Annotated in this window: 13 protein-coding genes and 1 pseudogene; 8 read left to right on the forward strand and 6 right to left on the reverse strand. The window is 69.7% G+C overall.

Translation table 11 applies throughout. The features are described 5' to 3' along the window. On the reverse strand, positions 1-2,582 hold a 2,582-nt coding region (gene acnA / locus WCJ52_RS08150; RefSeq protein ID WP_336902810.1), incomplete at its 3' end, for an aconitate hydratase AcnA. Positions 2,583-2,759: 177 nt separating this feature from the next. Here acnA and ccmA point away from each other — a divergent pair. From ccmA to WCJ52_RS08185, 7 genes are all read left to right on the forward strand, one after another. Next, positions 2,760-3,362, forward strand: a complete 603-nt coding sequence (ccmA, locus tag WCJ52_RS08155; RefSeq protein ID WP_336902811.1) for a heme ABC exporter ATP-binding protein CcmA — start codon at positions 2,760-2,762, stop codon at positions 3,360-3,362. Continuing rightward, positions 3,359-4,024, forward strand: a complete 666-nt coding sequence (gene ccmB, locus WCJ52_RS08160; protein WP_336902812.1) for a heme exporter protein CcmB — start codon at positions 3,359-3,361, stop codon at positions 4,022-4,024. The genes ccmA and ccmB overlap by 4 nt, the downstream gene beginning before the upstream one ends. A 93-nt stretch (positions 4,025-4,117) precedes the next feature. After that, entirely contained in the window at positions 4,118-4,621 is a 504-nt protein-coding gene (locus WCJ52_RS08165) for a Spy/CpxP family protein refolding chaperone (RefSeq protein WP_336902813.1), read from the forward strand. Positions 4,622-4,688: 67 nt separating this feature from the next. Further along, positions 4,689-5,414: a heme ABC transporter permease CcmC gene (ccmC, locus tag WCJ52_RS08170; protein ID WP_336902814.1), complete on the forward strand. Its 726-nt coding sequence runs from the start codon at positions 4,689-4,691 to the stop codon at positions 5,412-5,414. Positions 5,415-5,417: 3 nt separating this feature from the next. Further along, positions 5,418-5,597, forward strand: a complete 180-nt coding sequence (gene ccmD, locus WCJ52_RS08175) for a heme exporter protein CcmD (RefSeq protein WP_336902815.1) — start codon at positions 5,418-5,420, stop codon at positions 5,595-5,597. Next, positions 5,594-6,109 carry a DsbE family thiol:disulfide interchange protein gene (locus tag WCJ52_RS08180; protein WP_336902816.1) on the forward strand — a complete coding sequence of 172 codons (516 nt, stop codon included), beginning with the start codon at positions 5,594-5,596 and terminating at the stop codon, positions 6,107-6,109. Before ccmD ends, WCJ52_RS08180 begins: the two co-directional genes overlap by 4 nt. A gap of 59 nt (positions 6,110-6,168) precedes the next feature. Continuing rightward, positions 6,169-6,417, forward strand: a complete 249-nt coding sequence (locus WCJ52_RS08185) for a hypothetical protein (RefSeq protein ID WP_336902817.1) — start codon at positions 6,169-6,171, stop codon at positions 6,415-6,417. On the opposite strand, the gene WCJ52_RS08190 is transcribed toward WCJ52_RS08185, so the two are convergent. From WCJ52_RS08190 to dapF, 5 genes are all read right to left on the reverse strand, one after another. Then, positions 6,414-6,929: a MarR family winged helix-turn-helix transcriptional regulator gene (locus tag WCJ52_RS08190; RefSeq protein ID WP_336902818.1), complete on the reverse strand. Its 516-nt coding sequence runs from the start codon at positions 6,927-6,929 to the stop codon at positions 6,414-6,416. The two genes, WCJ52_RS08185 and WCJ52_RS08190, sit on opposite strands and share 4 nt — an antisense overlap. 13 nt (positions 6,930-6,942) lie before the next feature. Then, the gene (locus WCJ52_RS08195) at positions 6,943-7,530 is read right to left on the reverse strand and encodes a septation protein IspZ (RefSeq protein WP_336902819.1); all 588 of its coding nucleotides are present in this window, start codon (positions 7,528-7,530) and stop codon (positions 6,943-6,945) included. 3 nt (positions 7,531-7,533) lie between these two features. Next, positions 7,534-8,469, reverse strand: coding sequence for a signal recognition particle-docking protein FtsY (gene ftsY, locus WCJ52_RS08200; RefSeq protein WP_336902820.1), 936 nt, complete (start codon positions 8,467-8,469; stop codon positions 7,534-7,536). A 72-nt stretch (positions 8,470-8,541) separates the two neighbouring features. Then, on the reverse strand, positions 8,542-9,870 hold the full coding sequence (mtaB, locus tag WCJ52_RS08205) for a tRNA (N(6)-L-threonylcarbamoyladenosine(37)-C(2))-methylthiotransferase MtaB (RefSeq protein ID WP_336902821.1): 1,329 nt from the start codon (positions 9,868-9,870) through the stop codon (positions 8,542-8,544). Then, positions 9,867-10,679 carry a diaminopimelate epimerase gene (gene dapF, locus WCJ52_RS08210; RefSeq protein WP_336902822.1) on the reverse strand — a complete coding sequence of 271 codons (813 nt, stop codon included), beginning with the start codon at positions 10,677-10,679 and terminating at the stop codon, positions 9,867-9,869. The genes mtaB and dapF overlap by 4 nt, the downstream gene beginning before the upstream one ends. 89 nt (positions 10,680-10,768) lie before the next feature. On the opposite strand from dapF, the pseudogene WCJ52_RS08215 reads away from it, so the two are divergent. Beyond that, positions 10,769-11,268: pseudogene (locus tag WCJ52_RS08215) on the forward strand (S9 family peptidase); the annotation flags it as partial.

The raw sequence follows: 11,268 nt of genomic DNA on the forward strand, positions 1-11,268 counted from the left end.
CGGGCGATCCGGCCGTCGCCAGCGCGATAGAGCTCCACCGTCAGCTGGCGGCGGGGCGACAGGTCGGAGAGACCGCGGATGGAGACGATCTCATCGCCGGTCAGGTTCAGCTTCTGCCAGCCGTCCTGGATGAACTGCAGGGGCAGGACCCCCATGCCCACCAGGTTGGAGCGATGGATGCGCTCGAAGCTCTCGGCGATCACCGCACGCACGCCCAGCAGCTTGGTGCCCTTGGCCGCCCAGTCGCGGGACGAACCCGTGCCGTACTCCTTGCCGGCAAAGATCACCATCGGCCGGCCTTCCGACTGGTAGCGCATGGCGGCGTCGTAGATCGCCATGGTGTCGCCGGAGGGGAAGTGGCGGGTTACGCCGCCTTCGATGTCGGGGGTGATCTTGTTGCGGATGCGGATGTTGGCGAAGGTGCCCCGCATCATCACCTCGTGGTTCCCTCGGCGGGCACCATACGAGTTGAACTCGGTGGTCGGGACCTCATGCTCACGCAGGTAGACCCCGGCGGGGGAGCTGGCCTTGATCGAGCCGGCCGGCGAGATATGGTCGGTGGTGATCGAGTCCCCGAACACGCTCAGGATCCTTGCCTCGATCACGTCAGTGACCGCTTCGGGCTCCATCTTCATGTCCTGGAAGTGGGGCGGGTTCTTGACGTAGGTCGAGCTTTCGTCCCAGGCGTAGGTCTGGCCGCTGGCCACCTTGATGCCCTGCCAGTTCTTGTCACCCTTGAAGACGTCGGAATAGCGGGTGGCGAACATCTTCTCGGTGACATGCTTGCGCTGAAGGGCGGCGATCTCGGCCGAGGTCGGCCAGATGTCCTTGAGGTAGACGGGGTTGCCGTCCTTGCCCTCGCCGATCGGGTCGTTGGCCAGATCGATCAGCAGGCTCCCCGCCAGGGCGTAGGCCACCACCAGGGGCGGCGAGGCCAGGTAGTTGGCCCGGGTGTCAGGATTGACCCGGCCCTCGAAGTTGCGGTTCCCGGACAGGACCGAGCAGGCCACCAGGTCGGCGGACTGGACGGTCTCGGCGATGGCCTCGGACAGGGGACCGGAGTTGCCGATGCAACTCGTGCAGCCATAGCCGACCAGGTTAAAGCCGAGGGCGTCCAGGCTCTTGGTCAGGCCGGCGGACTTCAGGTAGTCGGTGACCACCTGGCTTCCGGGGGCCAGGGAGGTCTTGACCCAGGGCTTCACCTTCAGCCCCTTCTCCACCGCCTTCTTGGCCACCAGGCCGGCGGCGATCATGACGCTGGGGTTGGAGGTGTTGGTGCAGGAAGTGATCGCGGCGATCACGACGTCGCCGTCGCCCAGGTCGTAGGTTTCACCCTTCACCTCGACGCGCGGGGCGCCAGGCTCGCGGCCGAACTCCTTGCCGAGGGCGGCGCGGAACTCGGAGGCGGCGTCACTGAGAAGGACCCTGTCCTGGGGCCGCTTCGGGCCGGCCATGGAGGGCAGCACCGAGTCCAGGTCAAGCTCGAGGGTGTCGGTGAAGACCGGGTCCGGATCGCCAGGCTCAAACCACAGCCCCTGGGCCTTGGCATAGGCCTCGACCAGGTCGACCCGGGCGGGGTCCCGGCCGGTGGCGCGCAGGTAATCGATGGTGGCCCGGGTGACCGGGAAAAAGCCGCAGGTGGCGCCATATTCCGGGGCCATGTTGGCGATGGTCGCCTGGTCCTCGAGGGTCAGGCCGGCAAGGCCCGGACCGAAGAATTCGACGAACTTGCCCACCACGCCCTTCTTGCGGAGCATCTGGGTGACGGTCAGCACCAGGTCGGTCGCCGTGGACCCCTCGGGCATGTCGCCCGTGAAGCGGAAGCCGATGACCTCGGGGATCAGCATGGGGATGGGCTGGCCAAGCATGGCCGCCTCGGCCTCGATGCCGCCCACGCCCCAGCCCAGGACGGCCAGGCCGTTGATCATGGTGGTGTGGGAATCGGTGCCGACGACCGTGTCGGGATAGGCCAGGGCTGAGCCGTCTTCATCCTTGGTCCAGACAGTCTGGGCCAGGTACTCCAGGTTCACCTGGTGGCAGATGCCGGTGCCAGGGGGCACGACGCGGAAGTTGTTGAAGGCCGACGAGCCCCAGCGCAGGAAGCGGTAGCGCTCAATATTGCGCTCGTACTCACGTTCGACATTCTCGCCGAAGGCCTTGGCGGTACCAAATGAGTCCACCATCACGGAGTGGTCGATGACCAGGTCGACGGGGGTCAGGGGGTTGATCTTCTCGGGATCGGCACCGAGCTTGGTCATGGCGTCGCGCATGGCGGCCAGGTCGACCACTGCCGGCACGCCGGTGAAGTCCTGCATCAGCACCCGGGCCGGGCGGAAGCTGATCTCGTGCTCCACGGCGCCCTTGTTGTCGAGCCAGGCCGCCAGGGCCTTGATGTCGTCTGCAACCACCGTGGCGCCGTCTTCGTGGCGCAGCAGGTTCTCAAGCAGCACCTTCATCGAGGCCGGGAGTCGGGCTAGGCCCGCAAGACCGGCTTCCTCGGCAGCCGGAAGGCTGTAGTAAAAGTAGGTCTTGTCTCCCACCGTGAGTTCGCGGCGGGTCTTGAGACTGTCGATTGACGCCATGTCAGGGATCCTTCCTCTGTTCCGGACTGCACACAAATTGAACCGGAGATCGCGCACCAACACGGGCGAACACACAGCGTTCGCCCCGGCGCCGCGAACGTCCTCCAGGACGGGTGCGACCGCGGGCGTCATAGACCTTCGGCGGGGCCGCGTCCATGCGCCGACCGGGAGGAATTGGTGACCCTGGCCCTCAGCCTCGGGGACCTGTCCCTTTCCCGGGGCGGACGGCGACTGTTTTCCGGTCTGCACCTGCGCCTGGAAGCCGGGCAGGCCTGCGCCCTGACGGGTCCCAACGGCTCGGGGAAGACCAGCCTGCTGAGGGCCGTGGCGGGCCTGTGCGAAGTGGACTCGGGGCAGATCGCGTTCGGTGGGACCGACCCGGGGACGGCGCGCGCCTCGGGCCTGCACCTCCTCGGCCATCTCGACGGCCTGAAGGCCTCGCGGACCGCCGGCGAGGAACTGGACTTCTGGACCCGCTGGCAGGGCGGTAGGCCTGCGGCCATGGAGGCGGCGGTCCTTCGCCTGGACCTGCTCCGGCTACTGGACCTCGAGGTCCGGCGTCTGTCGGCGGGGCAGAGGCGCCGGCTGGCCCTCGCCCGCCTGCTGTCGTCGCCCCGGCCCCTCTGGCTACTCGACGAGCCGCTCAGCCCCCTCGACGCCCATTGGCGGGGCCAGGTCCTCGACATCATGGCCGGACACCTGGCGGGGGGCGGCCTCATCCTGGCCGCGGTGCACGACCCCCTGCCGGTGGCCACCGTCGTCCTGGAGATCGCGCCTTGAACCCTGCCCTCGGACTCCTGCGCCGGGAAATCGCCATTGCCTGGGGGCGGGGCGGCGGCCTCATGGTGACGGGCGGCTTCTTTGCCGGGGCGACCCTCCTCCTGCCCCTGGCCTCGGGACCGGAACCAGAGCGGCTGGCCCAGATCGCGCCGGGCGCGGCCTGGACGGTCTTGGCCCTTTCCGCCCTCCTCGGCCTCGAGCGGCTGTTCGAGCGGGACTATGAGGACGGGGCCCTGGACCTGATGGCCCATGCCGGCCTGCCGCTGGAATTCACCTGCGCCCTGAAGTGTCTCGGGCATTGGCTGGCCACGGGCGCACCCCTGGCGGTGCTGGCGCCCCTGGCGGCGATCGCCCTGGGGGCCTCGCCGACCCTGTCGCCCCTGCTGTTCGCCTGCGCCTTGGCGGGGGGACTGGCCTTCGCCTTCACCGGCGGGATCGGGGCGGCCCTCAGCCTGGGCGCCCGCCGCGGCGGGCTGCTGACCGCCGTCATCGTCCTGCCCCTCTTCGTGCCGCCAGTGATCTTCGGCGGCGGTGCCCTTCACGCCTTCGACTCGGGCCTGCCCTGGCGCGCCGGCTTCGCCCTGCTCGGTGCCTACGCAGCAGCAGCAGTTGCCCTGGGCCCCCTCGCCATGGCTGCAGCCTGCCGCAACGCCCTGTCCTGAGGCCCTGTCCTGAGGCCCCCTGGCGGGGTCCGCGCCGGAAACGGGGTCAAGTCGCGTTTGTCCTTCCAAGGGGTGCATCCAAGGAGCACAGACATGACCCATTTCAAACTCGGAGCCGCCGGCGTCGCTGCGGTGATCGCCCTCGCCGCCGCCGGCGCGAGCTTTGCCCAGTCCCCGCCTCCAGGCGGCCCGCCACTTGGGGGCATGCGGATGATGCGGCTGGAGGGCCCAAGTCCCGAGGCCCGGGCCCAGCGCCTCCGCGATGTCCTGCAACTGACCCCCGCCCAGGAACCGGCCCTGAAGGCCTTCCTCCTGGACCAGAAGCCGTCGGGGCCGCCTGCGCCTCCCCAGGCAGGCGCCAAGGCCCTGACCACGCCCGAGCGCCTTGACCGGCAGCGGGCCCGCATGGTGGAGCACCTGGCGGCCTTCGACCGCCGCGCTGCGGCCAGCCGGACCTTCTACGCCCAGCTGACGCCGTCCCAAAAGAAGGCCTTCGACGCCCTTCCCCAGGACGGCGGCGGACACCGGGAAATCCGTGTCGAGCGTCGGATGATAGGCCCCGGCGGCCCGCCCATGGAACACGACCGTCCGGAATAGCCCGCCGGACCCCTGCACCGGCGGCTTTCCGTTGCCGCCGGCGCAGACCGGGTCTAAGGGGCGGGGCATGACGCAGGCCCTCGCCTTCCTCTACAACCCACATCGCTTCATGGCCTTCTCGGCCTGGGCCGCGCCGCTTCTGGGCGCCCTCGCCCTGGGCCTTGCCGCAGCAGGGCTCTGGCTGGGCTTCACCGCCCCCGAGGACTACCAGCAGGGCGATACCGTGAGGATCATGTTCATCCATGTCCCCGCCGCCTGGCTGGGCCTCTTTGTCTACCTCTGCCTGGGCGGCGCCAGCTTCCTCTCGCTGGTTTTTCGCCAGGCCCTGGCCGACGCCGCCGCCCGCGCTGCGGCACCCCTGGGGGCGGTCTTCACCGGCCTGGCCCTGGCCACCGGTTCGCTCTGGGGAAAGCCCATGTGGGGCGCCTGGTGGGTCTGGGATGCGCGGCTGACCAGCGTCTTCGTCCTCTTCCTCTTCTACCTCGCCTACATGGCCCTTCGCGCCGCCATTGACGACGAGGCCAAGGGTGCCCGGGCGGCCGCCATCCTGGCCCTTGTGGGCCTGGTCAATGTGCCCGTGGTCCACTGGTCGGTGGAGTGGTGGAATACCCTGCACCAAGGCCGGACGGTCTTCGCGGCCGGCGGATCCCGGGCCGCGAGCGTCTTCCTGGTTCCCCTGCTCCTGATGAGCCTGTCCTACATGGCCGGCTTCGGCTCGCTCTGGCTGGTGCGGATCCGCGGCGAGGTCTGGCGCCGCCGGGCTGCTGCCGCCGAGGCCCGGCTCGCGAGATGACCCATGCTTGACCTCGATCCTGGCGAATACGGCCTCTACGTCTGGACGGCCTATGGCTTGAGCGCGGCGGGCCTGGCCTGGCTGGCGGCGTCCAGCCTGGCCTTCGCCCGGCGCTGGCGCCGGCGGGCGGAGTCCCTCGAGACCCGGGCGGCGGGCGAGGACGGCGAAGGCGGGCGCCCGTGAAGCGCCTGGCCGCCTTCGCTCCCGTGGCCGTCCTTGTGGCGCTCGGCCTGCTCTTCGCCCTGTTCGGGCTCCGGAATGACCCCAAGTTCCTGCCCAGGGCCCTTGTCGGAAAGCCGGTCCCGGAGGTGGTGCTTCCCGCCCTGGCCGACGGCCTGCCCGATACCCTTTCCGACCCTGGCGGGCGGCCCTACCTGGTCAATGTCTTCGCCTCCTGGTGCGCGCCCTGCGAGATCGAGGCGCCCATACTGGTGGGGCTGAAGGCCCGCGGCGTGCGCATTGTCGGGGTGGCCTACAAGGACGACCCGGAAAAGACCCGGGCCTTCCTCGGCAGGACGGGGGATCCCTACACCAGGGTCCTCGTGGATCGGGAAGGACGGGCAGGGATCGAGCTGGGGGTCTCCGGCGTGCCCGAGACCTATCTTGTCGATGGCTCGGGCCGGATCCTCGACAAGGTCCCCGCCCCCCTCACCGAGGCCGACGCCGCGCGCCTGCTGGCGCGCCTGCAGCGTTAACCCTTCCTGAACCGGGCGCCCTGAGGGTCAGGGTCCATTAACCCTGTTTCGAGGCCTACATGGTCACTCCTCTTCGCCCAGGCACGCCCCAGATCCCCACCGAAAGGCCCCTTCGTCTCCCCGAGGGCACCAAGGTGCCCGTCCAGGGGCGCGCAGACCTGAGGCCGGAGCCGGGTCAGGCCATCCGCACCCCGGCGCCGGGCCTCTCGCCAGCGACAGCGGGGCAGGACGGGAGGGCGGCGGCTCCGGACCCCGCCGCACCCGTGCGGCTAGCCCGCCCCGGGTCCCTCGTCGACATCCGGATCTAGACTCCGGACTTCTTCGACTTCTTCTTCTTCTTCCCACCGGACTTGCTGGCAGGATCCACCTCCCTTGTTTCCGGGGGTTCGGCGATCAGTCTTCCCAGGTCCTTCAGGAAGCGGGCGCGCTTGTCCTTGGGCAGGCGAGCCAGCAAAGTCTGGTCCACTTCGGCCGCGGCCGGACGGGAGGCGTCGAGGCGTTCGCGTCCCGCCTCTGTCAGGCGGACCTGTTTGGCGCGGGCGTCCGTGGTGGACTGGCTGCGCTCCAGAAGGCCACGCTCGCCCAGCCGCGCGACAAGCTCGGCCAGGGTAGAGCGGTCCACTCCGGTGGCAGCGACCAGTTGAGACTGGGTGGCACCATCTTCGGCTGCGACGGCTTCAAGGATCGCATGCTGGCGGGGTGTCAGGGCACCCGGGCCGGCGATCCCGGCGTGTAGCTCGGCGGCAGTCTGCACGGCGCGGTGCAGCATCCGGCTGATGGAGGGCTCTGCCCCGTCTTCAGGGTTGGGTTTTCTCGACATGTCGGCGCTCCGTTTATTCCACCGGCGGGGGTGGGGTCTCCTCGGATTGGGCATAACGCAGGATCAGGGGGGCCTGGGCCAAGCCGAATGCGACGTGGATAAGGCTCGATCCCGGGAAACGGAAGGCCAGCCAGACGCCCTCGGCCTGGGTGCGCCAGATGACTTCATTCACCCCCGCCATGATGAGGAAGAAAACGCCATAGCGCAGGGTCAGGCGCCTCCAGCCCTCGTCGGGCAAGGGCAGGCTTGAGCCCAGCAGCATCTTCAGGGGGCTCCGCCCCGTCGCAAGACCGCCCAGCAGTAGGCCGCCGAAGGCGAGGGAGGTCACGGTGGGCTTGACGTAGATGAACCGTGGATCGTGGAAGACCAGGGTCAGGAGGCCAAAGACCAGGGCCAGGACCCCGGCGGCCAGGGGCATGGGGGCGATCCGCCGCTCGAGAATGTAGCCCGTCGCCAGGGCGATGGCCGCGCCGGCCACCAGGCCCCAGCTGGCCAGGACCATGTCCCGGGTGATGACATAGCCGATGACCAGGCCCAGGGGCCAGCCGAAGTCCACGAGGCTGGAAATCCAGCGGCGCGCGCCGCCTTTGGCTTGCGGCATGGCTCAGCCCTCCCCGAGGCCGACGACGGTCCGCGCGAAGGCCCGGGCGTCAAAGGGTTGCAGGTCCTCGATTCCTTCGCCCACGCCAATCAGCTTGATCGGCGAATCCGAGGCCTGGGCCACAGGCACCAGGACGCCGCCCCGGGCCGTGCCATCCAGCTTGGTCATGACGATGCCGCTGACCCCGATCTGGTTACCGAAGATGTTCTCCTGGGCCAGGGCATTGCGGCCCACCGTGGCGTCCAGCACCAGAAGGGTCTCGTGAGGGGCGTCGGGATCGACCTTCTTGATCACCCGGATCACCTTGAGGAGCTCGTCCATGAGCCCCTGCTTGTTCTGCAGCCGGCCCGCCGTGTCGATCAGCACCACGTCATGGCCCTCGGCGCGGGCCCGCTCGATGGCGTCGTAGGCCAGCCCTGCGGCGTCGGAGCCCGTCGGACGGCTCATGAAGTCGGCACCGGCCCGTTCCGCCCAGACCTTGAGCTGCTCGACGGCTGCGGCGCGGAAGGTGTCGCAGGCCACCACGAGGACCCGGGCGCCCCGGCCCTTCAGGTCGGCAGCGATCTTGCCCAGGGTGGTCGTCTTGCCCGAACCATTGACCCCGATGAACAGGACCACATAGGGCCGCGGGCCGGAGAGGGGGTCGAACCGGCCCTCATGCCCCGCCAGTTCGTCGGCGATGGCCTCGGACAGGGCCTCCAGGACCTCAGCCTCGTCCACCGCCTTGCCGAACCGGGTCGCGGCGAAGGCTTCGGTGATCCGCGCCGCGGACTTCGGGCCCAGGTCGGCCTCGATCAGCATCTCCTCAAGGGCGTCCAGCCGGGCCTGGTCGAGGGGCTGGCGCGTCAGGGTCGACGCCACCTGCTCGGTCAGAGCACGGGAGGTCCGGGCAAGGCCGCCCGTGAGCCTCTGGAACCACCCTGTCTTCGGTTCAGTCATGCAGGGTTTCTAGAGCCTGTTCCCTTCAGATGGAACATCTGAAGGGGCAAAACAGGCTCCCAGCCCATAGAGTTAGATCCTGTTTGGATCCGATAACCGGTTCCCACTTATCGGAACAGGATCTAGCGCTTGACTGCCAGCGATCCTAGGGTGGGGTTCAGCCAGAAGCCGACGTCCGTCCTGGCCGGTGACCTGGAAGGTCTGGATCTCCCCGGCAGGGGCGGAACCGGAAAACGCGATCTCCGAGAAGTCTTCGGCCCGCGCCAGCCCTGGCCGCTCGACCAGGCCCTGGACTTCGCGCCCGACCCGGGACGCGAGGTGCCGGGCCAGGGCCGCCTCACCCGCCGCCCGGAGCCGGGCGGCGCGCTCGCGCACCTCCGCCTTCGGGACCGGCGGCATCCGCGCGGCTGGCGTCCCAGGGCGTGGGCTGTAGGGAAAAACATGCAGGAAGGCGAGGCCGGCCGCCTCTACCAGGTCGAGGGTGTTGCGGAACATGGCCTCGGTCTCGGTGGGGAAGCCGGCGATCAGGTCGGCGCCGAAGGCCACGTCCGGGCGCACAGCCCGCACGTCGGCGACGAGCCTGAGGGCGTCGGCCCGGCTGTGGCGGCGCTTCATCCGCTTGAGGATCATGTCGTCCCCGGCCTGCAGGGACAGGTGCAGGTGCGGCATGAAGCGGGGCTCATTCCCCAGCAGGGCCATGAGGTCCGGGTCGATCTCGGCGGCATCGATGGAGGACAGGCGCAGGCGCGGCAGGTCGGGGACCAGGCGCAGGATCCGGCCGGCCAGCTGGCCCAAGGTTGGGGCACCGGGCAGGTCCGCCCCCCAGCTGGTGACGTCGACCCCGGTCAGCACCACCTCCCGGCAGCCCTCGGCTGCAAGACGGCGGACCTGCTCCACCACCTCGCCTGCGGGAACCGACCGGGAGTTTCCGCGGCCGAAGGGAATGACGCAGAAGGTGCAGCGGTGGTCGCAGCCGTTCTGCACCTCGACATAGGCCCGGGCCCGGTCGCGCACGCCGGCGATCAGGTGCCCGGCGGTCTCGCGCACACTCATGATGTCGTTGACCCGCACCCGGGGCCCCTCGGCCAGGGGCGAGAGGGCGCCCGGGCGGGCCTTGTCGGCATTGCCCAGGACAAGGTCGACCTCGGGCATGGCCGCGAAGGTTTCCGGCTCGATCTGAGCGGCGCAGCCTGTGACGATCAGCCGCGCGCCCGGGGTTTCCCGCCGCGCTTTTCGGATCGCCTGCCGGGCCTGGCGCACGGCCTCCCCGGTTACGGCGCAGGTGTTGAAGACCACGGCGTCCGTCACCCCGTCCTCGGCGGCGCGGGCGCGGATCACTTCGCTCTCGTAGGCGTTCAGGCGGCAGCCAAAGGTGACGACCCGGACTTCGGAGCCGGTCATGACAGCCGCCCCTCGAACTCGATCTCGACGTCACCGGTCATGTGGACGTGGCCGTCGACGCCCCAGGCAATCTCCAGGTCGCCGCCGTCGAGGGCGACTAAGGCCTGCGGATCGGCCAGGCCCCGCCGCACGGCAGCGACGAGGGCAGCGCAGGCGCCGGAGCCACAGGCCCGGGTCAGGCCTGCGGCACGCTCCCAGACCCTGAGGCGGAGATGGGACCGGTCATGGACCACGGCGAAGCCCACATTCACCCGCTCCGGGAAGACGGGACTGGCTTCGATCCGGGGCCCGAGGTGTCCAACGTCTATCGCCTCTGCGGAGGCGACGAAGAAGACAGCATGGGGATTTCCCATGGACAGGCAGGTGGCGGCGCCAAGGTCGCCGGCCTCGGGCACGGGCACAGCGAGGGTGTCGGCGGGACCCGCCAGGGGAAGGGCGCGCCAGTTCAACCGCGGCCGGCCCATGTCCACCGCCACGCGCATCGGCCCCCGGCGCCAGGCCCGAAGCCGGCCACCAGCGGTCTCCAGTCGCACCTCTTCGCCACCGGACTCCTCCAGGAGGCGCCAGGCCACGCAGCGGGTGGCGTTGCCGCAGGCGCCGGCCTCGCCCCCGTCGGGATTCCAGAACCGGACGGTGGCGTCGGCTTCTTGGGCCCTGCCGATGACCACGAACTGGTCGCAGCCGATCCCGCCCGAACGCGCAGCTAGGCGGCGGATCGTCCCGGGGTCGGGGTCGAATCCGTCCTGGCGGGCATCGACGATGATAAAGTCGTTGCCGAGGCCGTTCATCTTGATGAAGGGGCGATCCATGGGGCGCTATATAGACCCCAGAGCTCCGGAGGGCGACGTCCCGGCGGGTTTCTGGCGACATTCGCAGGAATCCGGGCTTAAACAGCGTCATGAAGACCCGTTTCCGGCCCCTCGCCCGGGCCCTGAGCCTCGTCGCCGCCGTCCTGGCCCTGAACCTCGGCCCGGCCCCCCAGGCCGCACCTGCGGGTGAGGACCCCTTCCTCTGGCTTGAGGACATCGAGTCCCCCCGCGCCCTCGAGTGGGTCGCACGCCAGAACGCCAGGACCTCGGCCGTCCTGGAGTCCGACCGGCGGTATGCGCCCTTCCTGGCCGAGGCCCGGGCCATCTTCACCGCCTCGGACCGTATCGCCTGGCCCTCGCTCCGTGGGTCCGAGGTGGACAATGTCTGGCAGGACGCGGCCCACGTGCAGGGCGTCTGGCGCACCTCCAGCGCCGCCGCCTACCGTTCGGGGCGGCCGGACTGGACGACCCTGATTGACCTCGACGCCCTTTCGAAGGCCGAGGGCCGCCACTGGATCTTCAAGGGCGCGACCTGCCTGCCGCCGGCCGCCAGGCTCTGCCTGGTCAGGCTGTCCGATGGCGGCGGTGA

The sequence above is a fragment of the Phenylobacterium sp. genome (genome assembly GCF_037138395.1).
In the GTDB taxonomy this organism is placed as follows: domain Bacteria; phylum Pseudomonadota; class Alphaproteobacteria; order Caulobacterales; family Caulobacteraceae; genus Phenylobacterium.